Annotated in this window: 24 protein-coding genes and 2 tRNA genes; 11 read left to right on the top strand and 15 right to left on the bottom strand. The window is 50.4% G+C overall.

The features are described 5' to 3' along the window. The first annotated feature begins 223 nt into the window (after positions 1 to 223). Positions 224 to 493 (top strand): DNA-binding protein, encoded by a 270-nt coding sequence (locus QXU03_05055; protein MEM2171106.1) that lies wholly within the window; start codon positions 224 to 226, stop codon positions 491 to 493. Here the strand turns inward: QXU03_05055 and rgy are convergent. After that, the gene (gene rgy / locus QXU03_05050) at positions 422 to 4,108 is read right to left on the bottom strand and encodes a reverse gyrase (GenBank protein MEM2171105.1); all 3,687 of its coding nucleotides are present in this window, start codon (positions 4,106 to 4,108) and stop codon (positions 422 to 424) included. The genes QXU03_05055 and rgy overlap by 72 nt on opposite strands. A 146-nt stretch (positions 4,109 to 4,254) precedes the next feature. Here rgy and QXU03_05045 point away from each other — a divergent pair, with 146 nt between their 5' ends. The 3 genes from QXU03_05045 (at position 4,255) to QXU03_05035 (ending at position 5,568) form a co-directional block, all read left to right on the top strand. After that, on the top strand, positions 4,255 to 4,419 hold the full coding sequence (locus tag QXU03_05045; GenBank protein MEM2171104.1) for a hypothetical protein: 165 nt from the start codon (positions 4,255 to 4,257) through the stop codon (positions 4,417 to 4,419). Between the two features lie 117 nt (positions 4,420 to 4,536). After that, the gene (albA, locus tag QXU03_05040; GenBank protein ID MEM2171103.1) at positions 4,537 to 4,827 is read left to right on the top strand and encodes a DNA-binding protein Alba; all 291 of its coding nucleotides are present in this window, start codon (positions 4,537 to 4,539) and stop codon (positions 4,825 to 4,827) included. 84 nt (positions 4,828 to 4,911) lie between these two features. Further along, complete coding sequence (locus tag QXU03_05035) at positions 4,912 to 5,568, top strand: hypothetical protein (protein ID MEM2171102.1); 657 nt, start codon at positions 4,912 to 4,914, stop codon at positions 5,566 to 5,568. Between the two features lie 17 nt (positions 5,569 to 5,585). Here the strand turns inward: QXU03_05035 and QXU03_05030 are convergent, their stop codons facing one another. Continuing rightward, a complete protein-coding gene (locus QXU03_05030) occupies positions 5,586 to 7,226 on the bottom strand; it encodes a DEAD/DEAH box helicase (protein ID MEM2171101.1) in 1,641 nt (546 codons plus the stop codon). 5 nt (positions 7,227 to 7,231) lie between these two features. Further along, positions 7,232 to 7,651 (bottom strand): hypothetical protein, encoded by a 420-nt coding sequence (locus tag QXU03_05025; GenBank protein MEM2171100.1) that lies wholly within the window; start codon positions 7,649 to 7,651, stop codon positions 7,232 to 7,234. 114 nt (positions 7,652 to 7,765) lie between these two features. Between QXU03_05025 and QXU03_05020 the strand changes: the two genes are divergently transcribed. From QXU03_05020 to QXU03_05010, 3 genes are all read left to right on the top strand, one after another. Beyond that, positions 7,766 to 8,572: a phosphoribosyltransferase family protein gene (locus QXU03_05020; protein ID MEM2171099.1), complete on the top strand. Its 807-nt coding sequence runs from the start codon at positions 7,766 to 7,768 to the stop codon at positions 8,570 to 8,572. Positions 8,573 to 8,643: 71 nt separating this feature from the next. Next, positions 8,644 to 9,051, top strand: coding sequence for an ACT domain-containing protein (locus QXU03_05015; protein ID MEM2171098.1), 408 nt, complete (start codon positions 8,644 to 8,646; stop codon positions 9,049 to 9,051). 2 nt (positions 9,052 to 9,053) lie between these two features. Then, the gene (locus tag QXU03_05010) at positions 9,054 to 9,857 is read left to right on the top strand and encodes a DUF72 domain-containing protein (GenBank protein ID MEM2171097.1); all 804 of its coding nucleotides are present in this window, start codon (positions 9,054 to 9,056) and stop codon (positions 9,855 to 9,857) included. On the opposite strand, the gene mtnA is transcribed toward QXU03_05010, so the two are convergent. The 3 genes from mtnA to QXU03_04995 form a co-directional block, all read right to left on the bottom strand. Then, positions 9,847 to 10,914 carry an S-methyl-5-thioribose-1-phosphate isomerase gene (gene mtnA, locus QXU03_05005; GenBank protein ID MEM2171096.1) on the bottom strand — a complete coding sequence of 356 codons (1,068 nt, stop codon included), beginning with the start codon at positions 10,912 to 10,914 and terminating at the stop codon, positions 9,847 to 9,849. The two genes, QXU03_05010 and mtnA, sit on opposite strands and share 11 nt — an antisense overlap. Positions 10,915 to 11,008: 94 nt before the next feature. Then, positions 11,009 to 11,236 carry a DUF2283 domain-containing protein gene (locus tag QXU03_05000; protein MEM2171095.1) on the bottom strand — a complete coding sequence of 76 codons (228 nt, stop codon included), beginning with the start codon at positions 11,234 to 11,236 and terminating at the stop codon, positions 11,009 to 11,011. Then, positions 11,237 to 11,551 (bottom strand): hypothetical protein, encoded by a 315-nt coding sequence (locus QXU03_04995; GenBank protein ID MEM2171094.1) that lies wholly within the window; start codon positions 11,549 to 11,551, stop codon positions 11,237 to 11,239. Between the two features lie 77 nt (positions 11,552 to 11,628). Between QXU03_04995 and QXU03_04990 the strand changes: the two genes are divergently transcribed. After that, the gene (locus QXU03_04990) at positions 11,629 to 12,774 is read left to right on the top strand and encodes an RsmB/NOP family class I SAM-dependent RNA methyltransferase (GenBank protein MEM2171093.1); all 1,146 of its coding nucleotides are present in this window, start codon (positions 11,629 to 11,631) and stop codon (positions 12,772 to 12,774) included. On the opposite strand, the gene QXU03_04985 is transcribed toward QXU03_04990, so the two are convergent. After that, positions 12,767 to 13,300: a nucleotide-binding protein gene (locus QXU03_04985; GenBank protein ID MEM2171092.1), complete on the bottom strand. Its 534-nt coding sequence runs from the start codon at positions 13,298 to 13,300 to the stop codon at positions 12,767 to 12,769. The genes QXU03_04990 and QXU03_04985 overlap by 8 nt on opposite strands. Next, a complete protein-coding gene (locus QXU03_04980; GenBank protein ID MEM2171091.1) occupies positions 13,275 to 14,144 on the bottom strand; it encodes an NAD(+)/NADH kinase in 870 nt (289 codons plus the stop codon). Before QXU03_04980 ends, QXU03_04985 begins: the two co-directional genes overlap by 26 nt. Before the next feature lie 66 nt (positions 14,145 to 14,210). On the opposite strand from QXU03_04980, the gene QXU03_04975 reads away from it, so the two are divergent. After that, positions 14,211 to 15,194 carry a methyltransferase gene (locus QXU03_04975; protein ID MEM2171090.1) on the top strand — a complete coding sequence of 328 codons (984 nt, stop codon included), beginning with the start codon at positions 14,211 to 14,213 and terminating at the stop codon, positions 15,192 to 15,194. On the opposite strand, the gene QXU03_04970 is transcribed toward QXU03_04975, so the two are convergent. Further along, positions 15,084 to 15,539, bottom strand: a complete 456-nt coding sequence (locus tag QXU03_04970; GenBank protein MEM2171089.1) for a DUF371 domain-containing protein — start codon at positions 15,537 to 15,539, stop codon at positions 15,084 to 15,086. The genes QXU03_04975 and QXU03_04970 overlap by 111 nt on opposite strands. Positions 15,540 to 15,687: 148 nt before the next feature. Here QXU03_04970 and QXU03_04965 point away from each other — a divergent pair, with 148 nt between their 5' ends. Next, positions 15,688 to 16,365, top strand: a complete 678-nt coding sequence (locus tag QXU03_04965; GenBank protein MEM2171088.1) for a protein-L-isoaspartate O-methyltransferase — start codon at positions 15,688 to 15,690, stop codon at positions 16,363 to 16,365. 6 nt (positions 16,366 to 16,371) lie between these two features. Here QXU03_04965 and fen read toward each other — a convergent pair whose 3' ends face one another. From fen to QXU03_04940, 5 genes are all read right to left on the bottom strand, one after another. After that, on the bottom strand, positions 16,372 to 17,430 hold the full coding sequence (gene fen / locus QXU03_04960; GenBank protein ID MEM2171087.1) for a flap endonuclease-1: 1,059 nt from the start codon (positions 17,428 to 17,430) through the stop codon (positions 16,372 to 16,374). 40 nt (positions 17,431 to 17,470) lie between these two features. Then, positions 17,471 to 17,737 carry an ArsR family transcriptional regulator gene (locus QXU03_04955; protein MEM2171086.1) on the bottom strand — a complete coding sequence of 89 codons (267 nt, stop codon included), beginning with the start codon at positions 17,735 to 17,737 and terminating at the stop codon, positions 17,471 to 17,473. A 13-nt stretch (positions 17,738 to 17,750) separates the two neighbouring features. Beyond that, positions 17,751 to 19,940, bottom strand: a complete 2,190-nt coding sequence (locus QXU03_04950) for a CDC48 family AAA ATPase (GenBank protein ID MEM2171085.1) — start codon at positions 19,938 to 19,940, stop codon at positions 17,751 to 17,753. Between the two features lie 44 nt (positions 19,941 to 19,984). Continuing rightward, positions 19,985 to 20,059: transfer RNA gene (locus QXU03_04945), tRNA-Val, on the bottom strand. A gap of 84 nt (positions 20,060 to 20,143) precedes the next feature. Further along, positions 20,144 to 20,270, bottom strand: a tRNA-Trp gene (locus tag QXU03_04940). Between the two features lie 83 nt (positions 20,271 to 20,353). On the opposite strand from QXU03_04940, the gene QXU03_04935 reads away from it, so the two are divergent. Further along, a complete protein-coding gene (locus QXU03_04935) occupies positions 20,354 to 20,866 on the top strand; it encodes a transcription elongation factor (GenBank protein ID MEM2171084.1) in 513 nt (170 codons plus the stop codon). Between the two features lie 9 nt (positions 20,867 to 20,875). Here the strand turns inward: QXU03_04935 and truD are convergent, their stop codons facing one another. Then, a complete protein-coding gene (gene truD, locus QXU03_04930; GenBank protein ID MEM2171083.1) occupies positions 20,876 to 21,946 on the bottom strand; it encodes a tRNA pseudouridine(13) synthase TruD in 1,071 nt (356 codons plus the stop codon). Between the last annotated feature and the right edge of the window lie 27 nt (positions 21,947 to 21,973).

The following is a 21,973-nucleotide window of genomic DNA, read 5'->3' as shown; positions in this document are numbered from 1 at the left end:
TAATCCAGTTGAAGGATAGGGGGGAGTCCTTGAGGTGTGGTTCCAGCCGCAACTGGGGGGTCGAACTCCCCGGTTATAATGAGCGTTCATTTGACGTTCATGTCGGAACAGGGCGTGTACAGTCGCAGCCATCCCCCAGAACAATTGGTTTTAAATGGAATTGTTACCGGGTCGTGTTTTTATTTTCGCAACGGTTCAAATGTAGTAGAAGGGGATTTAAGTCATGAGTACTGATGCTGAGAGGGTTCTGGTAGTATCCAAGAAGCCCATTAAAGAGTACTTAATTGAGATCGCGCTACTGTTCCAGGAAAGTGCAGAGGTAGTCGTGCTGAAGGGGCATGGCAGGTTCATTAGTAAGGCAGTGGACCTGTACAACGCGGTCCTATACCGGATGAAGGATAGCGTTGAGCTCGTTAACGTATCAATTGGTAGCGATGTTGTCAAAGGCAAGGTTAAGCCTTATATCGCCATTAAGATTAAGAGGAGGTACTAGCGCGGGCTCGATGAGGCCTAACCCCGCTAGGGAGAGCAGAACACCCTGTATTGCCTCGTACCCCGTAACCTCCCCTCTAGAGATCATGTCCACAACGGCCTCCATCTTCCTCGTCACCTCTACGGAAACCAGCTCAGGATAGTGCTTGCTGAGGAACTCGTACACCTCAATACCTCGCTTAGTGGGAATGAGCTTTTTCTTGACCTTAGATTCCACGACGTAGCCGTGCCTCCTAATACTCGACAGTATCTTGGAGTATGTGCTGGGCCTACCAATAGAAAGCCTCTTCATCAAGAGCACGACGTCACCACTACTGTATAGCGGCACCATACTAGAATCCACGATCTTGACGTCGCGGACCTTGACGCTAAACCTGTCAAGCCCCTTCAGCTCGCTGTAAACTTTAACGGGCTCAACCAGGTTGAAACCACCCTCCAGGATGCTAGTATAGACCTCCACTCTGCCCAGGACGTTGTCACCTAGCGTGATGGAGTACACTGCTTTAATGGCCTTAAACGGCTTCATCTGGCTTGCAATGAACCTCCTGAATACCAAGCCGTACAGCTTTAGGTGAAGGCCTGTTAACGGGATGACAGCGGGCACGATGCCCTCCTCAACCGCCTGTACCAGGCCCTCGGGGTCTAGCGGATAAACCGGCCGCACGGCTTCGTGTGTTCCCTGCGCGCCCCAGTGACTCGGCTTAAAGTACTCTTTAAGCCCCCGCGAAGAGAGGTACTCGGAAGCAACCTTCATCCCAGTTGAGCTAACGTACGTGCAGTCAGTTCGATGGTAAGTTATTAGGCCGGACTCGAAGAGGTCTTGAGCGGTTCTCATTGCGACATCGACGGAAATACCGTACTTCGCGGCATCCGCGAGTAGCTCGTCGGTGGTGTACGGTGGCTTCGGATGTACCTCAACCACCTCCTCGGATTCCCTGATCACCGTCAACTCGGATGTACATCTCAACGCTTCAACCAGGTCCACCTGGTGTCTCTCTAGGTGAATTGAAAATGAGTACTTTAAGGGACTATCGGTTGTGATTATCACCTTCTTGCACTTCTTGTTGACGTGCTCTCTATACCTTTCGATGACTAGCCCTAAAACGGGCGTCTGAACCCTGCCGGCACCCAGGTACTTGTGGCCATATGTGCTTTGCAGTTTGTAACTGAGTGAAAAGCCCAGGAACCTGTCAAGCACTCTCCTGTATATCTCGGCCTCGACGAGCTTTCTGTCGATGTACCGTCTACTCTGGATAGCCTTTAAGAGCTCAGATAGCGTAATTTCGTGGAGCTCGATGCGCCAAATACTCCTGTTAAAGGGGCGGAGCGCTACGTAGACGTCGTACGCTATTTTCTCCCCTTCAAGGTCGGGGTCCGTGGCAATGTAAACCTCTTCAACCTCTGTGGCGAGTTTCCTGAGAACAGCGATGACTTGCTTGGAGTCCGAGTACATGAGGCTACCGCACCTGGGGCACTTCTCGTAGTCGACAAACTGCGTTCCACAAAGCCTACACTTCTTAATGGTCGTGTAGATCGGCGCAATAGTGGAGGGCTTCACCAAGACCCCGTAAAACCCGCACTCACTGTTCACGGTTAAGTCGTATACGTGGCCCCGCGTTGCGACCACGTTGAACTCGACTACCTCACTGCCTAGTTTAACTGGAATGGAGTACACGTTGACATCCCCGATCCTCCGTGCAGACGGCCTCCCAAAAAACCTAGCAATGGTCTTGGCTTTCGTAGGCGATTCCACTACCAGTAGGACTGAGCGGTATGCCAGTTCAGTGCCTTCGGAGCCCTCCCTGCTCGCCACCACGTACTTCTTTTCCTCGAAGAGGGAGACGTTATCCAGCGGCTTAAACTCCACGTCTCTACTAAAGGCTTTGAGCCTGCTTTCTAGCCCGGCGACTAAGTTTTTCAAGTCGTAGTGCTCTACTATCAGTGAGAAGCCGCGGGTCATCCTGTTCCCCATCAGCCGGCTCGTCCTGCCAGATGCCTGGATGTAAGTCATAGTGTCCGGTATCAAGGCAAGGTACTTGTCTCCTGAACGAACCAGCGTCATTGTTCCAACAACCATGACGCGCTCCCTATCCAGCGCCTCCTTCACAGCACTTAAAGCCCTGGAATAGGCTTCCTTTATTTCCCGGTACTGCGCCGATAACTTGTGCACGCTTTCAACGGCGCTCTCGGGGATTTTACCCGCTAAGCACAGGCTAAGCACCCTTCTCTCAGACGGTGATAATGTAAGTGACTTCTTACGAACCTCTACCGCGAGCTTCTTTAGGGCCGGGTCACCCCCCCTACCTGAAACCTCGATCAGGATCCTCGAGAGCATGTTCAACTTCGCAAGGAAGCTCTCCAAGCTAACGGCAAACACCGGCGTCCCGAGGAAAATGGCGTACCTTATGTGTACTGGCGAGTCCAGCCCCCTCACGCTGGTACCGTAGTACGTGGAGTACCCCACCAGGACGTCCAGCGAGCCCTTCGTAAAGTCGGCGATTGCCCTATAGGTAGCAGGTGATGCCTTCAAGCCCATCTTTTCGAGCTCGCCAAATATTCTCTCAACGACGCGCTCGTAGGCCTCTCTGAGCGGGTGGCGTGGAGAGATGTACAGCAGGCAGCCCTTTCCAAGGGCGCTCACGACGCTTAGTACGTGTTTAGCGAGCTCCTCGGGGTCTTTTACGAGCACATAGCTGTCAGTCACGTTGCGCCCATACACGGTTATCCCAGACAAGTCCACTTTTAACAGGTCTTTTAGCAGTCTACCTGCAAGTCCACGGCTCCTACCCGTGGCAGAGGCTACAACAAGCTGACTGGACCTGGTGGATGTGAGCTCTGCTTCGAGCTCCCTATCGAGTTCGATGAACTGCTTGACTAGCTCGTCTACGTTCTTACCGTATGCCCTGCCCAGTAAAATCCTCCAGAGGAGGTTTAATCTTCTCTTCGCCAGCTCTACCGATCTCTCGCTGTAGCCTAGTAGCCTTACGAGGTTATAGACGCCCCTCTCGTTCTTTATGAGGCTATCCACGTCATCTACTATTACAACATCTACTTTGCATCTTAACAGGGCTTCATGGTTCTTTAGCAGGAAGTTATTAGTCACTACGAGTAGCCCGAAGTCGCAGTTCTCGATGCGGTTGAGGACGATTTCGCGGCTTCTTCTGGACTGGTTAGAGTTATAGCACAGGATCTTGGAGGGGTCTAGCCCCACCCTCTTAGCGAATTCCTCCACCTTTACATAGGTCTGGTTCAACAAGGACTTCGTGGGGGTAACGTAGAGCACTCTTTTTCCTCTAGCAACGGAGTGAAGCGCGTAAACCATGAGTAACGTGGTTTTGCCCACACCCGTGGGGGCGATTAAGACGGTGTTTTCGCCCCGTGTGAGGCGCTTCAACCAGTGCCTCTGCGCGCCCCAGGGCTTGAGCCCCGTCACCTTCTCGAAGAAGGATATGAGCTCTTCTTCGTTACTAGTAACGAAGCTCATGAGCGCGTTTAACGTGGGATCGCACCTGTGGGCACAGTTTTCACAGGATCCGCGAAGCTCTATGTCGGTTGAGGCGGCGTCCCCTCCGCAGATCGGGCACGCAGATTTGTACAGCGGAATGACAGCGTCCACATATCCACCCGTTGATCAAATGTAAAGTGGCGCGTGGTTTTTAAGGTGCAAGAGGATGTATTACCGTTTACATGTTTCACCTTAACTACTCCACCGCAACCACGCACCACTAGACCCGTAGAGGCACAACTAAGCTGAGGGTAGAGATGATTCTCTACTACCCTAATCCTCCAATAGCGTTCACGCTTTTTCAGCGGAGGGCATGGTTCGCACTCTATACCACGTTTCTCGCTAGCCTCCCATCAATGCCGCCAGTTAGAGGTCCCGGTAGGTGCCCAGTTAGCGTGGAGGGGCTTGGAAGGCCCTCTTAAAAGATTCGTGAGGACGCGAGGACGGGGGTGTTCAGCGGCCTTGCCCGGTAGAGAAAAGTTTTTAAATTTCACAGCTGTGAGTGATATTTTGAGATATAAGTCTAAGGGGATAAAGAAATGGCTCAGCCGCAAAGCGCAAACACAGTATTAGTAGGCAAGAAGCCTGTAATGAACTACGTAATCGCCGTACTAACCCTAGTGCACCAGGGGGTAAAAGAGGTATACATCAAGGCGAGAGGAAGGGCAATCAGCAAGGCGGTGGACACCGTCGAGATAATAAAGAACAGGTTCCTACCGGGCAAGGTCGACGTAGACGACATCAAGATTGGTAGCCAAACGCTGACGAATCCACAGGGCAGAGAGGCTAGAGTTAGCATTATCGAAATAAAGTTGAAAGTAAAAGAATAGCGTCCAGCCCTATAAGTGACGTCTGCGAATAAAATAAAATGATTTTTATAGGCGCGCAACCTACCACTATGCACGTAGATCCGCATGCCGCGCATCCCCTCAGGATCCTACATCAAGGAAATAAACCTCTTCGAGCCGGGAGAGCTTTACACCACCCTTAAAGAACTCGTAGACCTCGGCGTGGATAGAGTTGGGATCACGCACGAACCAGTGGTCATCGAGGTCGACGTCGGTGGCGAGCACCTGGCCATAGCAGTGGGGTTTCCCGCGCTTATCGTAGACATGGAGGCCGAGCCCCCCCTGCACGGAAGGGGGCGGGTCTTCCGCGTAGTGAAAGATGCGTGGGCTGAATACACGTGGGTGAAACCTGAACTGCTCGCGCACGTGGTAAAATCATTACTGGAATGTACGGGTTTAAGAGAAGAGCGTATGGAGTTGAGGCCACACGGCAATTGCCCTCCCTGTACCGCGGTAACAGTAGAGACCCTCGCGCTGAAGTACGCTCAAAGGCCCTGGATTGCCGTGATCGACGTTGAAGGCGTGGAGAAGCTCGTTACGAACGCGCTTAAGGAAAACAAGTTGGTGCTAGTAGCTTGCAGCGATGTAAACGCGTTTAAACCACTCGTGTGGCTAACTCTAGAGAACAGTGTAAGGAGCGTTCATTTCTGCTGTCCGAGCAGGCCGGAGGATTTCGCACCCATAATACAGGCTTTAATAGACGTGGTAGCTAGTAGCCCTTAGCCTGCTACAACCGCTTGCTATATGAAGTCACCCATCTCCGCTAGCTTGTGCTTCTCGACGTAGTACTCCTCGGGGGTCCTTTCCAATACAATCTCGTATAGCACCGCGCGCACTCCGCTGGCCTTGGGCCTTAGGAGCCTTCCCAACCGTTGAATGAACTGTCTCCTAGAACCGGTACCGGACACTATTATGCCGACGTTCGCATCCGGTATGTCCAGCCCCTCGTCTCCGACCGTTGTGACCACCAGGATTCCCTGAGAAGAGTTCCTGAAGACCTCCAAGACGTTCTTTCTCTCGGCCTCGGGGGTGTCGCCGGTCAGTAGTAGGCTGCCCAGCCTTTTCGCGACCTCTTTAGCCTGGTCGACGTACTGCGTGAACACTATGACCTTACTGCCCTTCTTGTACTCGGATAGCGCGAGCTCTACTGCTTTCTCAATTTTTGCTATCGACTTCGCTAAGAGCATTTTCATTTCGCTGTGTACTCCGAGAGCCTCGGCAGCTTTAGGATTACCGCGGCGGGCTTCTTCCAGTATTTCCTGGAACTTCTTTCCACCTGCAAGGGCCCTGTACCTTCTCCGCAGCTCTTCGTATAGTTTGCGCTCCTGCGGGCTCATTTTAACCTTAATCGTTATAATGGCATATGGCGCCAGATAGCCCTTCTCCGCCAGCTCGGATGGCGATTTATAGTACACTATCCCGCCCAGTAGGGGGAATAACTCCTCGTGCTTGCCATCCTCACGAGTAGGGGTAGCGGAAAGCCCCATTCTGTAGGTGGCGAGGCTGTGAAGCGCTATGTGCCTGAACTTCTCGGCCGGCAGATGATGGACCTCGTCCACCACGATCATGCTGAAGTGCGGTGAAATAGCATTTATGTTCCTGAAGCCGCTCTGATAGGTGGTAATGGTGATTGGCGCCAACCTCTTCTCCTCACCGTAAAACAAGCCGATTATGCCTGCCGGCAAGGTAGTGTACTCCAGTATGAAGTCACGCCACTGGAATACCTGCTCCTTGGTGTATGCGACGATGAGCGTCCTCGCGCGTAACCTCACGATCGCGGCTATGGCGATGAGGCTTTTTCCGGAGCCCGTGGGGAGGGCTATCACTCCGCGGCACTTGTTTTCAAACCACTTATCTAAGGCTTCCTCCTGATAGGGCCTAAGTTTCACGCCCTTTAGCTCGGGCTCGAGCCCGAGATGCTTCTCGCGTAAAATGTTATTTACATCAATAAACCGTAAGCCCAGATTCTTGAAGTAGTTCGCTACTTCCTGCACGTAGTACGGTAATACCTCCACTACCACCTTGTCGTCCATTACCTCACTGCGCTTAGAGCCGGTCCTCTTCAAGTGCTCTTTAACTACGTTATACACGAGCCTCGACAGGCGTATTCGTATAACCCCCTTGGTGGGTGACCACTCGAAGACCGGGTAGTAATCTTCGAGCGCCCTTTCAACGTCGCCCATAGAGCCCTCGATCTCCGCGGCGTATTCCTCTAGCAAGCCCTTCACGTCCTCTACTAGGTATCCGTTTCTCAAAGCCTTCTCGATGTTGACTTTGAACTTCTTGTAGCCTGCTTCGTAGCCCAGGTAATCGGCTACTTTAAGCAGCTCCTGGAACTCCTCCTCTTCAAGCCACCTCTTCACCCTGAAAACTATGGGCAAGGAGATCACTCCCCTGCAAGCTCTTTAATCTCTTCGTAGTCCACGGGCTCGTAACCTCTCCACTCAGCGCTAATGCCTCTGCAGAGCAAATAGTATACCCCGAGACTATGTTCTTTCATCACGTAAAAAACACTCGTACCCGTACTAGTGTTGCTTACAATTAAGGAGGCGTGTTTAAATAGGAGGTGCACCCGCTCATCAACCTCAGTGCTAGAACTGACAGTTACAGACACGCCTACCAGTTCAGCCCAGCAGCTACCGGGCTCTAGCGATATATGAATATACACACATATCGTAAACTCGTAGCACGCTCCGCAGACCTTCACGTACTCCAGTTCAAGGGCTGCGGCCTCGATAACAGCTTCTTCGATGTTCTTAATTTTAAATTTGTTAATTGCTGGTTCTAAACGACACTCATAGCTCAAGCCGCTCGCCGCGTGGGTTTGTCATCAGTAGTCTCAGTACTTAAAACCCCGCTCATCGCCTTAAATATAAAGACTTCAAAACACCTTATTAACTACTAGAATGGTGCTCTAATTTTGCGGGCTTGGAGTAGGAGGGTACTGATAATAAGAAGACCCCGTGAACGGGAAGTAGAGCTGTTCGCCGAGAAGCTTGTAAAGGCCTACGGACGTAGCAAGGCCGACAAGGTTAAGATGAGGCTCCTGGCCTCGGAGGTCTTGAGGCTAGTAAAACCCGTACTCTCGTACAGGGACCTATACGAGCTGACCGGTCTCCCGGAATCGGTATTGTGCAGGTACGTGAAGGGGTCTATAATACCGGGCTTCGATCACGCCGTGAGGATACTAGCCAAGACCGCGTTGTCCCTAGATCTGGGGTACCTCCTAAAGGACCTTGTTGAAAGGGAGAAAAGCCCAATAATAGACCTCCTCAGAGTGTTAAAAGACCCCTACATAGCGAGGTTACTGTCCATTATGATAATGCTCGACCTCGTTGACAAGCAGATAACGAAGATCGTGGCGACGGCGGAAGCCGTACTCCCGATCGCAACGATGCTTTCAACGGAGTTTGGGGCACCAATAGTCCTCGTGAAGAGAAAAAGCTACCCCGGAGTACAGTACTACAGCATAACCGTGATGAAGGGGCCCAAGGACATAGAAATACTCTACCTAGACAGGGACTTAATCACGCGCAAGGACAAGGTGCTTATTCTCGCAGATGTCGTGTACACGGGTAAGACACTGGAGTCCGTAATTCACATGCTGGCGAAGTCGAGGGCAGAAGTAGTTGACGTCGTGGTGGTAATGGGGCTTGGGTCTGCATGGGAAGAGAGGCTTCAACCGTTTAAGGTGAAGGTGCTCTCAACCGTTCCCTTCGAGATCTAGGCGTCGCCGCTGATCGGCGGATTTTAATAAAAAGGGGGAATTTGGGTTATCAGTGCTTGGTGGTAACGAACATGTCTATAGAGGAAACAGTTAAAGTAGACTCGAAAGGACGCATTACAATACCATCTGCCATACGGGAGTTGTTTAACATACGTGAAGGAATGTACCTGCTGATGATTGCTGATAGGAACTCCAAGGAGATAAAGCTCGTACCGCTACCTATAGCAGCCCAATTATTGAAACTACGACTCGTAGTCGAAGACCGAACGGGCGTACTGGCCGAAATAACTAGGTTTCTCGCTTCTAGGAACATCGACATCGTATCCACGAAGTGCATAGTGCTGAAAAGAGAGGAGCTCGGGGAGTGCGAGATGATCGTGGATATGGGGAGAAGCGGGATATCGGACATCGACACGATCGAAGACGGGCTCAAGACCCTTGAACCGGTTAAAAACGTCGAAATAGTAAAGATGGTGTAGCGTTGGGAGGCCTAATGAAGCGCGTTCAAGTGGGGTGTTGTGGGTTCCCCACGGCGAGGAAAAGGTACTACGAGCTACTCGGCGTGGTTGAACTCCAAAATACCTTCTACGAGTTACCTAGCTTGGAATGGGCCCAGGAAATTAGGCGTGAAGCCCCTGAAAGCTTTGAATTTACCGTTAAAGCGTGGCAAGTCATCACTCACCCCTACACGTCACCGACTTGGAGAAAGATGAAGAAGAGGCCCGCGGGTAGCTTGGAAAACTACGGTTACTTAAAGCCCACGCGCGAGAACATTGAGGCGTTTGAGAAGACCTTGGAAATAGCGAAAGCCCTCAAAGCGAAGATAGTAGTTCTTCAAACGCCATCAAGCATGCCCGCAACGGAGCAGACAATTAAGCAGGTGAAGGAGTTTTTCGAAAATGCTGCGTCTTGTGCCGGAGGTAATGTAGTCATCGGCTGGGAAGTGCGGGGTCCCTTGCTCAAGCTACCGGAATTGAAGGTGGTCTTCGAGAAGTTCGATGTATTGCACGTAACCGATATATTTAAGAGTAAGCCGCTTTACAGGCACAACATGGGCGTGCTCTACACGAGGCTTCACGGAATAGGTCCAGGCGAGGTGAACTACAGCTACAACTACACTGACGAAGACCTGGTAAAGCTCTGCTCCATGCTACTAGAAGAGGAGTTTAAGACCGGCTACGTAATGTTCAACAACGTGAAAATGCTAGACAATGCTATAAGGTTCAAGGAAGTAGCGTCGCAAAAGTTCGCCTTAAAAACCGAAGGGTTCGCCTCTACGGTTTAAATAAGTTCAATATGTTTTCTGGAATTGGCGGGCGGATTACCCCTCGCTCAGTAATTATGGCTGACACCAGGTCGGGGTCCGTTACGTCAAACGCGTAATTGAGCACATTGACGTCTTTTAACGTTATCAGGTTGCCCTGCACACGCTTGACCTCCTCGGGGTTCCTCTCCTCTATGATAACCCGGTCTATCGTCCTCTCCAAGTCAATAGTGCTTGTTGGTGCAGCCACGTAGAACGGTACACCGTGCCTCTTGGCTACTAAAGCCACCATGTAGGTCCCGATCTTGTTAACGACGTAACCGTCTTTGGTTATCCTGTCAGCGCCAACGACTACGAGGTCTACTAAGTTCTTTCTAACCACCATGCCTACGGCGTTGTCCGTTATGAGCGTTACGGGAATGCCCTCTCTCATTAACTCGTAAACAGTTAAGCGCGCACCTTGCAAAACAGGCCGCGTCTCTGTCGCGATGACCCTGATTTTCTTGCCTTTGTACCAGGCTATTCTAATAACTGCTAGCGCTGTTCCATAAGCTGAAGTGGCCAACGCGCCGGCGTTACAGTGCGTTAGTATAGTAGCGTTATCCGGTACGAGCTCGGCACCGTATTCACCAATCCTAATATTGGCTTCCACATCTTCGCGGTACACGTTTACGGCTTCCCTGAGCAGGGACTCCGCCAAGTAGTGCGTGTCGTTCGACCTCGCCGCCGCGTCTTCTAGAGCTCTGCCAAGTCTCGATACTGCGTAGAATAGGTTGTATGCGGTCGGCCTGGTCTGTAGCAGCGTTTCCATGGCAGACCTCATGTACTTCATGAATACCTCTAGCGGGTAGTCGGAGATCTTGAGGGCATAGGCACCTAGTACGAGGGCAGCGGCAACCCCTATGGCAGGTGCCCCTCTAATTTCCATGTCTATTATAGCCCTTGCAACTCTGAAAGGGTCGTTCGAACACACTACTTCCTCTGTGTGTGGTAGTTTCAGGGTGTTCATCCAGCAGAGGGTTTTCGAAGACTCATCGAACCAAACGCCCTTCACGATTAAAGGGTACGAGTGCTCCATATTCAACTCCCAATTCGTTACTCATTGCAGTAGAAGGAAAATAGTGTTTTGTAAGGACTTTGAACTGTTTAAACGAGGGTATTGCCGCGCGAAGCTAAAGAATGAAGCCTCCTATTTTGTCACTAAACCTCATGATCTCCAGGAACACCAGCTTACCGTCCTTGAAGCCTAGCGCGATGTCGCCGTCTTCGCTCAAGACCTCCTCGTCAGCCACCCTCTCGTCGCCGAAGTATATGTACAATATGTCGTTTTGTCTATCATACTCCAACTCTATATTTGCGGGGACCTTAACCGTGTACAGCCTTTCCTCCAAGAACTCCACCTAGAGCGGCGATAGCACGACATCCGTGAAGTCCAATGGAAGCGGCTTGTTCTTGGCCCTGTACTCTTCGTACTTTCTTTCGAGGAAACTCTTAAATACTGGGCACGCGTCGAACTTCCCCTCCCTATCGCACCTGGCGCCCATCGCTATGAAGCACATTTTAGTCCTCTTGTCGAAGTATGGGCACATTTTGTGGTACTGCTTCGCGCTTTTAAGAATCCTATTTACCCATTTCTGCTTCTCGTCAGCCTTCTTCTCCTGCTTCTCCATCAAAGCCTCTACGAGGTCCTTTTCAGATATTCTCGTTGAAGACATCTTCGCATCACCTCATTGCTCAACTTCAATAATTTTCACATACTCCTAAATATAATTACCGGTAGGTGTGCTCTGCCGTGCTTAAGGACGGCGTGCTAAATCAGCTTAGAAGAGCGTATGGAAGCCTAGCGCTTAAACTCGTGGAGCTACTAGCACTCCCTTCTAAGAGGCTCTACGTGCGCGTGAACACCATCAAGGCCACTAGGGAGGCTGTGATCGGGTTACTTGGTAAAGAAGGCGTAATAGCGCACCCTGACGAGTACGTTCCGGACGCAGTGTACTTCGAAATCGAAGGTCCCTTCGCACTGGAGTGTCCTAGCAGTAAGACCATAACAGTAGACGTGAAGACGGCTGTATCACTACTACTTGGTGCAAACCTGTACAGACCAGGCGTGTTAAAGGCCAAGCCGTTTAAGGAGGGCGAGCTCCTGCTGGCCGTTACCGGGAAGGGGGTCCCCGTGGCCTGCATTAAGGCAGTACACTCGTACAGCGAAATACTGTACAAGCAGCGTGGCCTAGTTGGCATAAATGTCTGTTCTCCCTATAAAGCACCCAGAATAGCTGATACGGAGGCCTACATTAAGGGGCTGATCTACCCGCAGAGCGCTCCTAGCATCATCACGACGCACGTGCTTAAACCCCGTGCTGGCGAGCTGGTCATCGACATGAACGCCTCTCCCGGAGGCAAGACAAGTCACATCGTTCAATTAACGCGCGGAAGATCGCGAATAATCGCGATAGACAGGAACGAAAAAAAGGTCGAAGAACTGCGAACAACCCTCACTAAGCTCGGCCTCTTCGTAAACGTGATCGTGGTGCCAGCAGACTCCAGGTACGTTCACGTGGATTTTAACGTGCATAACGCGGACAGAGTACTTATAGACCCTCCGTGTAGTAACCTGGGGGTCCGGCCACTCCTAGATTATACTAGGACGCTCAAAGATGTAACCAGTCTATCGAGTTACCAGAAACAGTTCTTGAAGGCGGCGAGCGGCATCCTCAAGCCGGGAGGCGTGTTAGTGTACTCGACGTGTACCCTGACCGTGGATGAGAATGAGGAAAACGTCGTATACGCAGTGGAAGAGCTTGGTCTCACCCCTATGGAGCCCGAAGAACCCCCACCCTACGCCGAGAAGGTGTCGTATAAGGGAATAGTGGCTTACAGGTTTTCGCCCTTCACCGAGGACATGCCCGGGTACTTCATAGCAGTTCTTACTAAGTAGATCTTCTCCTCGAAATCTCTGTACCGCATAGCGGGCACGTCTCCTCGCCTGGCTTACCGGGTACGTAGCCGCACGTTGGACACATAGCTATGAATCTTCTCAGCTCTCGGATTCCATGCGTCCTTAATGGCTTGAAGCTCACTCCTAAGTGTGCAAGAAGGTTCTCGAGCTCATAGTCATCTGTTATGACCACGACCTCCGGATAGGAGCTCCGTAATTGTACTGCCAAGGCGGCTACATCCAAGTCAGTTATCGAGAGCTTGTGTACGCTACCTATTTTAACGGCAGCCTGCATTACTGTGCTTACATAGGGTTGCCGGGGAGCTACCGCTTTCACAAGGCCCAGATCGATAGCTTCCGCGAGGGCGGTCCTGTTCTCGTGGTCTTTGACTTCACAAACAGCGCTAGGAGTCGTATACGTGTCAATGTCCAGCCTCGGGATAAGCCTATAGTACTTCGCCAGTAGCGCCCCCGTATCCAGTACCACTGCTACTCTTCTGCTAGAAGATGTGTCTACGTGACTCAAAAACAGCCCTCATAAGGTCTCTGAAGGGTTTCAGCCTTATAACCTTTACGTAGCCCAGGTTTCCAGGCAAGTCTACACTATCGTCTCTTTCGAGGACCGAGAAGAGGTCTCCATCGAGGTACGCATATGCCCTGTTCCTCACCTTTATCGAAACGTTAGCGAAAGCCGGTATTACCATGCTAGTTACTCCGACCTGGAGGGGGTTTATAGGAGTTACTGTTAAGGCCTCTAGGAGCGGCGTTATTAAAGGGCCCCTGGCAGATAGGTTGTGCCCGCCTGAACCCCCCGCAGTGCTCACAATGACGCCGTCTCCTTCGAACGTTAGAGTCGTTCTTATTAGCGGCGACGTGATCTCAACCGTGTACTTGGAGACTTTGCCCAAGTCCGTGCTGACCACTACTAGGTCGTTGAGAAACGAAGCGCACTTCTGATCGTGGCAAGCACTCGGCATAGGTAAAAACTCCAGGTAAAAAGACCCACTTAGCGCGCTTTCAACCACATCGCCTATCTCCGGTAGCTCGTGTTCGTAGTAAACGTTCCTTCTACCGCAGGGGTACGGTAAGATGAGGGAAACGCGTGAAAACGCCTTGGCGGATCTCATGAACGTGCCGTCGCCCCCAATACTAACCACAAGGTCGGCGTCCTCTAAGCCGCTAAAAAACGTGCCTCTCGGTGTTGAGATGTCGTCTACGGTTAGCGTGAATACCTCGATACCACGTTGCTTAAACTCCCTTGCCGCTTTTTCTGCAATGCTCATGCACTTGTCTATAGGCTTGTAAACCACCACTACTTTGATGAATGGGCCCGCCAATACGAGCACCGCTACATCCTTTAAAATCTCCATTTAACAAATTATATTTGCGCCATTAACCATGTAGTATACTCCCAGAAGCGGGGTCGAGTCCGTGCAATGCCTCTATGTATAAGTATCGAGAGGACGCTTGCTGAGAGGGCTATTAAAGAACTACGAAGAAGGGGCATCCTCGACCGCGAGCACTTGATTACGAGAGCCGGTAATAGCGTAATCGTCCCAGTCAGGGTGAACGCGCCCGGCGAACTGGAATTATCGTTTACGAGACTACCCGTTTTTGAGTGCTCTCCCCCACTACGAGAAATCGTAAAGGCGCCCCTTCCATCACTCGACGTAGTTGGAAACGTCGTTATACTTAGAGAAAACGTACTGAAGCTCAGAAGAGCGGAAGACATCATTGCGGCCATTAAGCAGGTTTATCCACGCGTTAAAGCCGTGTGGGTTAAGGAGGAAACTAATGATGTTTTTAGAATACCCCTCCTAAAGCTCTTATGGGGTGAAGAGGTTAGGGAGATCACCGTGAAGGAGTATGGGATCGAAATGAGAGTCAAGCTGGGTGAAGTCTACTTTAATCCGAGGCTCGCGGAAGAACACCGCAGTGTAGCCCAGCTAACCAAGAACGGCGAAGTCGTGGTCGACGTGTTTAGCGGTATTGGGGGCTTTACGCTTCATATAGCCTCAATGAGAAGGTGCCTAGTAGTTGCCAACGATCTTAACCCAGTAGCATACGAGCTGCTCGTCGAAAACATTAAACTGAACCGGAGGAAGCTTAAGAGCACAATTATTCCATTAAACTCCGATGCGGTAGAGCTACCACATATCCTGAGGCAGGGTGTAGCCGACCGGCTGATAGCGGATTTCCCAATGAAAAGTACCGAATACTACGAGGTGTACGAAAAGCTTTTAAAACCACGAGGTATACTCCACCTGTACACGGTTTCAACGTGCTCTCCGGAGTACGCGAGAGCGAAGCTAGCCGGTGTTTTCGAAAACTGGCACATTGTACAGTGTAAACCGGTGCTCGAGTATGCGCCTAGAACGGAGATCTATAGATGCGATCTCGTTAAGCCCGATAACGTATAAATGAGCTGTGAGTACACTACCGGGATCCCTAAGCCTGTCTACCAGTTCACGTTTTAAGTCGGCAGCGGCTTTATTAGCCCTTATGCCTAGAGTTGCTGGTTCTATGTAAGCACTCTTACGGACAATAACCTTACTTCTATCACTTAAAATGAGGTCGGGGTGGCCTTCGGCTAGGACGAAGTCTTTGACGCCGCCGTTAACTTCGAGCACTATTACGAGTATGGAGTTAATCGTTTTCAAGCAGTTTTTAAACTCGTCACTTAGATCAAGGGCGCCCTTATCAGCCGCCAAGCCTATTATGCACTCTCCCCGCAACGTCAAGTGCGGGTCTTTTGTTATTTCCATGGTAGTCCTATGGGTTGCGGTGATGTTTTTATGACCCCTAGCTCGTATCACTTCGTAGCATATCATTGCGTACTCCGCTCGAAATCCCCAATTCTCGTACAGAGTATTAAGGAGGAATAACTTTATAACACTATAACGGTGTTAGGTAGTGAGTTTTGAAACGCAGAGAAAGAGAGTAGTGGAGCAATTAATTCTCATGGGGTACCTAAAGAGCCCGAAGGTGATAAAAGCGCTTCTAGCCGTACCTCGAGAGCTCTTCGTGCCTGAACACCTCGTTGAGTATGCATATGTAGACTCGCCCCTGCCTATAGGATATGGTCAGACCATAAGCGCCATTCACATGGTGGCGATCATGACGGAAGAACTTGACCCGGAGCCCGGCGATAGAGTGCTAGAAGTGGGTACGGGGTCTGGTTACCAAGCAGCAGTACTAGCCGAGATCGTGGCTAGGCATGATCCCAGCAAGCGAGGCCATGTATACACTGTTGAGAGAGTCCCGGGATTAGTGGAATTCGCGAAGAAGAACCTAGCTAGAGCGGGCTACGGCGAGTACGTTACAGTAATACATGGAGACGGAACCCTGGGATACCCGGACAAAGCGCCATTTAACAGGATAATAGTGACGGCGGCGGCCCCCAATGTACCGGGCCCCCTTGTAGATCAGCTCGCGGAAGGCGGCCGGCTCATAATACCCGTTGGCGATTTCTACATGCAAAGACTCTTGATCGCCGAGAAAAGGGGAGGCAGGCTACACAGGAGGTGGGGTATTGAGTGCGTCTTCGTTCCACTAATAGGTGAACACGGCTGGAAGATACGGGCCGAGTGAAGACCACTATTTCTTAGCGAACCACTTAGCCAGACCTTGCTGAGAACCCTTAATGTGCTCTCTATACGCTTTCATGAGCCTCTCTAAGGCATTCTTCACTCTCTCTTCGCTGAAATCGTGCTCTTTTACGAGGATCTCTACGACCCGGTTAGCGTCGGGCTCACCCCATTCAAGTTTATAGTTCCTCGTGACCGGTGGATTTAGGAAGTACTTCTTCACAGAAACCACGTCAACTTCGACGGGTGACCTGAGCATAGACTTGGGAATTTTCTCGAGGCCCCCATAGGCTTTCACTAACTGGTACGCTTTCTTCGGGCCCACGCCCTCAAACCCGTCCGGGTTGTAGTCCGTTCCAACGAGTATGCCTATGTCTATTAACGCTTCAAGCGTGATTCCCAGCTTTGAAAGCAGTTTATTCAACTCGATCACTTCGGGAAAGATCTCAACGTACTCCTCTTTCCTGGGTAGCTTTCTCTTGCCGCTGATTGTTAGGTTTCTTATCAGTCTCGGAGACCCGAAAAGTAAACTGTCATAGTCCTGCGATGCTGAAGCGTAGGTGTCACCGCACCTAGTCATGTAAGCTGCTTGGGCCTCGCCTTCTGCGGGGGCTTGCACCCAGGGTATGCTCATAGCATCTAGGAGTCTCTTGGCTTCTTCGACCATGTAGTCGGTTAATTTGGCTGCCATCACGGCATATCGGCGAGCTGCTTCGAGGTCGCCAGCTTTTATAGCTTCTTCGTATTTCTTACCGGCTTCCTCCCTTACAGCCCTACGTTTTTCTATCTCCTTAGCTTTCAGTTCAGGGGGCATGCCGTCGAAAACGTATACGGGTTTTATACCGTTCTCCACCAAATTTACCGTCCTGTAGTACAGTCCGCTGAGGTGGCTCGTGATCCTCCCCTGGCTGTCCATTAGAGGTGTGCCATCGGGTTGCCTAATGGCTGTTAGGAATTGGTAAAGGGCGTTGTAGGCGTCGATCGCTATGACCTTGCCGCGCAACGCCCTAAGATCACTTATAATTAGCTTGATGTCGGCTGGTATTAGGTCTTTTAAATCCACGCCCACGGATATCCCTCGATTCAAGTATATGCACTTAGACGCTTATTTAGCTACTCGTTGAGAACTGCTGGCGGGCGTGCGTCGTGAGCTTTATGAGAAATTCCTTGCCTACAGGCTCGACGCTAATTAGTCCTTGTAACTCCAGTTTTACGAGTACCTGGTAAAGTTCAGAGCGCGACGGCTCAACATCATACTCTTTCTTCAAACTCTCCACAAGCTTGGATTCAGTGATGCCCTCGGGTTTCGAAAGAACTATTTCTAGTACCGCTCGGTGTAAGGGCATCTTCTTCCACACATCTAAGTGATCTTTCACGAGGCACCCACCTCTACGTGTAGACGGAGGGTCTTAGGCCGACTTTGGGAGGACTACGTCTAACTCTCTCGCTCCACTCCACGTAGAACTTTACTAAGTCCTCGCTCAAGCTGGGCTTCACTGTTTCGAGTGCTTTGAGGAAATGCCTTCTTTCAATTCTCTTCACTGATATGTGTTCCCTTAAAGCCTGTATAAATGCCTCTCTGACCAGCGCTTCGAGGTCTGCACCACTATGGTTCTCTGTGAGCTTCGCCAATTCGTAAAGGTCTACGTCGGTGGATAAGGGTAAGTACCTAGTATGTATCTTCAAGATCTCTAGCCTAGCTTCAAAATCAGGTGGGGGTACGTAAACGAGCTTGTCGAACCGTCCAGGCCTCAGTAGTGCAGGGTCGACCAGGTCAGGCCTGTTAGTTGCCGCGAGGATAACCACGTTGTTGAGGTCTCTTATACCGTCGAGTTCCGTAATGAGTTGTGTAACAACCCTTTCCGTGACACCTGAATCGGCACCGAATCCCCGTACAGACGCTATGGCGTCTATTTCGTCGAAGAAAACTATGCTCGGGGCGTGTAGTCTCGCCTTCTTGAATATTTCTCTTATTGCTCTTTCGGATTCTCCGACCCACTTGCTCAGTATTTCGGGGCCTCTAATAGCTATGAAGTTAGCACCACTCTCAGTAGCCACAGCCTTTGCTAGTAGTGTTTTCCCGCATCCCGGTGGCCCGTAAAGTAGTACTCCGCGAGGGGGCTTTATACCAAACCTCTCGTAAATTTCAGGGTGCTTTAACGGCAATTCGATGTTTTCTTTCAACACCTGCTTCACTTCGTGGAGTCCCCCGATATCGTTCCAGGTGACATCGGGGGTCTCAACGTAGATCTCTCTAAGACCGCTCGGAACAACGCCCCTGTAAGCTGAGAGGAGGTCATCGTTCTTAACGACAATTCTTGAAAGTAGCGTCTCCGGTTCACACGTTTCGCACTCCTTTATTGCGCGTTTTACCGCTTTCATCGTAGCTTCTTTCACCAAGGCAGCGAGGTCTGCACCCGTGAAGCCGTGTGTTACTTCTGCGATTTTTTCTAGGTTTACGTGAGGATCGAGAAGCCCCAGTTCCCTTAGCCTCCTCGTGTGTACTTTTAGTATTTCAAGTCGGCCGTTCTTATCGGGCATCGGTATTTCTATTTCAATGTCAAATCTACCCGGCCTTCTAAGTGCTGGATCTATGGCATTAGGCCTATTCGTAGCAGCGATTACTATGACATTGCCCCTGCTTTCAAGCCCGTCCATTAGGGCTAGTAGCTGAGCTACTACCCTCTTCTCAACTTCGCCCGTAACCTCGTCTCTCTTAGGCGCTATGGCGTCGATCTCATCGATGAATATTATCGCGGGGTACTTCTTCGCCTTCTTCCTGGCTACCTTAAATATCTCTCTTAGCTTTTGCTCTGACTCGCCATAAAACTTGCTCATTATCTCGGGACCGTTAATTACTATGAAGTACGCGTTAAGCTCGTTCGCCAGCGCCTTTGCTAGTAGTGTTTTCCCGCATCCTGGTGGCCCGTAAAGTAGTACTCCTTTAGGGGGCTCTATGCCGAGCTTGTTGAATACTTTGCGGTACTTAAAGGGTAATTCAACTATATCGCGTAGTTTCTCAATGACGGGTTCCAATCCACCGATGTCTTCAAACGTGATGCGGGGTAGCTCCCCCACCGGTTCGTCGAAGACTATTACCTCAGTATCCTCTGTGACTATTGCAGGGCCTTTGGGCCTTATCGAGACAACTTTAAAGGGCACCTTTACGCCTTCAATGGTAACTAAGACTTCATTCCCTTCGTGCACGGGCAGGGTGATGATGCTGTGCTTAATTCTGCTCACAATAGTGGTGTCTACGGGGGCGTGGAAGCTCACCGGTGCCAGCTTAACAACTTTCGCGTATTTTCGCTCCACTTTTTCAACGTATACGAGGTCCCCTACATCTATTTTCGCGTTCTTCATCATTAGCTTGCTTAACCTGATCACACCTTTACCTCTATCTTCGGAATCTCCGGCATGGGCTATTGCGGCGGTTTCGTACTCTCCCTCTAATAGTAGTAAGTCTCCCAGAGCTATGCCGAACTTTTCCATGATTTCCGGGTCAAGCTTAGCTACACCCTCTAAATGCGCATCTTCAAGCTCTTCGGCCCTCAACACCAACCTCACGTGTTTTAACATAGCTTAAAACACCACTTTGACGTGTATGTATAGAAGCACTCTCATGGGCCCGCGGGGATTTGAACCCCGGACCTCCGCCTCGTCAGGGCGGCATCCTAACCAGGCTAGACGACGGGCCCACAACACCAATCCTTCAATTAACACTCTGGGTTAAAAAGTTAGTGCCGTGGAAAGGTTAGAGACTATGAAAGAGCAGTTCACAGTGGGCCCGGGGGGATTTGAACCCCCGACCTACGGGTCACCCCTTCCAGACTGATTTCATCCCGACCGGTCGACTGACCCGTAGTGGAGTCTGGAGCCCGCCGCTCTGCCTGGCTGAGCTACGGGCCCACCGCAGGTCATCCAATAAATTAGAGTTTACAACAAGGTATTAAAACCTTTAACTCAGTAGTTTTAGAAAGAGCGTTTAAGTAATGGTGTACCAGGAGTTGAAATACCCGTTAGACAAGATATGCATTAAGAGCGGTGTTTTCTGCCCCTCATGTCAACGCAAGATAGAATCTGGCGCAGTCACCGTCGACGACATTGAAGTGTTAAAGGCGCTTATAAACTTAGAAGATAAATTAAAGTTCTTAAAAAAAGGCGAATACCTGAGATCTCTCAGTATAGCGGACGAGGTGGTAGTCCTCGTAAAGAACGGCTTTGAAGGCGTTGAGATAGCAACGCTCGAAAAAGAGCTTTCAAGCAGCATAGGTAAGAGGGTTAAAGTCGTGGAATATACTAGTGACCTGAAGAAGCTCATAGAGCAAATTATAGCTCCAGCTTCGCTACTAGGAGTAAACAAAATATGGCTCCCCACGGGCGAGGAGATGATCAACATAAGGATATCTAGGAGGGACCGGAAGTACTTGGCGAGGTCAAAAGAGCAGTACGAGTTGCTCATAGAGAGAATTAGTGGAACAAAGGCTAAAATTATTTTTGAATAGCTCAGGCACCTATCCGGCTTCGAGCACTAAACCGTCTTTAAACAGCTCTCTCAAAATAACGGTAGCGTACATACCCGGCTCTAGGAAAAACTCGTAAATGACCCGGTCATGGTCGTCCCTAATAACGTTGTCAACGGGTCTAAATAAGCCAGTTCTATAGAAGCATTTAAGTTTACTAAGTAACCGCGGTTCTACATTTTCTACCCGTAAAATAGGCTCATAGTACCGTAACCCATCAATACATCCGGGCATGGGCAGCTCCGTGTCCAGGGAGCCTAGACCACTTTTCTCTATGAGAGTATTGAGGAGCATGTTGAAGAGAAAGCTAGAGTACGCATCCAAGAACATGTTATTTACTTTTGCATTTATTTCCTTAAAGCCCCTATCCAGGGGCATCTTCCTGTAGGTGTTCTCGTAAATTAGATGCTCGTACACGCCAAGGTACCTTTTAAGTGCACACTCGTAGTCTTCCCTGGGATAATGGCTTTTCAGAAACTCTTCGGCGAAGAGGTCTTCCCTACCGAGCAATATGTACTTGCCGAGTACGTGCGAATTGTACCTTTTCCAGCCGAATCGCTGATATCCATAGTACGCGGGCAACCCCATCTGGGAGATCGCCCTTACCATTTCTCCTAGCAGGGACAGAAGCCTAGTCTTATTGCCGGTGTCAGCGTCTATGAATACGCGGAACTTATTGCCCTTGAAGTAAGCCCTTTTAGGCCTCGTGCGTATGAACCCGATCAATTCTACCCTGATATTGTCCATTACCAAAGGGAGGCATTCTCTTTCCAATAGTTGTGACCTGATAAAGAGATGAGATACGGTGAAGGCATTCTTATCTTTCATACCGTAGAAGTATATGTTTGACCTCGGCACGTTCGTTCTCCTCGACACGATCTCAACGGCCTTGAGCATCTCAACGTCCTTCTTCCACAACCTTAATACGGCATATTCACCCTTCTCCTTATCAAACCCAGCTCTCTCTAGGTCGACGACCTCCAATACGTGGAAGGTTTCAGGTGAGAGCTTAAACTCATAAGGTAGCTTTTCATCCATTACGGTGTACTTCAATCCAGTCACGTAGTCGAGAAAGTGTGGGTATATAAG

This window comes from Desulfurococcaceae archaeon (genome assembly GCA_038845865.1).
Classification (GTDB): Archaea; Thermoproteota; Thermoprotei_A; order Sulfolobales; family Desulfurococcaceae; genus UBA285.
The sequence above is the reverse complement of the archived record's forward strand: the minus strand, read 5'-3'. Positions and strand labels throughout refer to the sequence as shown.

Bases quoted from the DNA above. Each gene is read 5' to 3' on its own strand.
- QXU03_05055 (MEM2171106.1), top strand. From the start codon at position 224: ATGAGTACTGATGCTGAGAGGGTTCTGGTAGTATCCAAGAAGCCCATT.
- QXU03_05045 (MEM2171104.1), top strand. From the start codon at position 4,255: ATGATTCTCTACTACCCTAATCCTCCAATAGCGTTCACGCTTTTTCAG.
- albA (MEM2171103.1), top strand. From the start codon at position 4,537: ATGGCTCAGCCGCAAAGCGCAAACACAGTATTAGTAGGCAAGAAGCCT.
- QXU03_05035 (MEM2171102.1), top strand. From the start codon at position 4,912: ATGCCGCGCATCCCCTCAGGATCCTACATCAAGGAAATAAACCTCTTC.
- QXU03_05015 (MEM2171098.1), top strand. From the start codon at position 8,644: ATGTCTATAGAGGAAACAGTTAAAGTAGACTCGAAAGGACGCATTACA.
- mtnA (MEM2171096.1), bottom strand. From the start codon at position 10,914: ATGGAGCACTCGTACCCTTTAATCGTGAAGGGCGTTTGGTTCGATGAG.
- QXU03_04995 (MEM2171094.1), bottom strand. From the start codon at position 11,551: ATGTCTTCAACGAGAATATCTGAAAAGGACCTCGTAGAGGCTTTGATG.
- QXU03_04980 (MEM2171091.1), bottom strand. From the start codon at position 14,144: ATGGAGATTTTAAAGGATGTAGCGGTGCTCGTATTGGCGGGCCCATTC.
- QXU03_04975 (MEM2171090.1), top strand. From the start codon at position 14,211: ATGCCTCTATGTATAAGTATCGAGAGGACGCTTGCTGAGAGGGCTATT.
- QXU03_04970 (MEM2171089.1), bottom strand. From the start codon at position 15,539: ATGGAAATAACAAAAGACCCGCACTTGACGTTGCGGGGAGAGTGCATA.
- QXU03_04950 (MEM2171085.1), bottom strand. From the start codon at position 19,940: ATGTTAAAACACGTGAGGTTGGTGTTGAGGGCCGAAGAGCTTGAAGAT.
- QXU03_04935 (MEM2171084.1), top strand. From the start codon at position 20,354: ATGGTGTACCAGGAGTTGAAATACCCGTTAGACAAGATATGCATTAAG.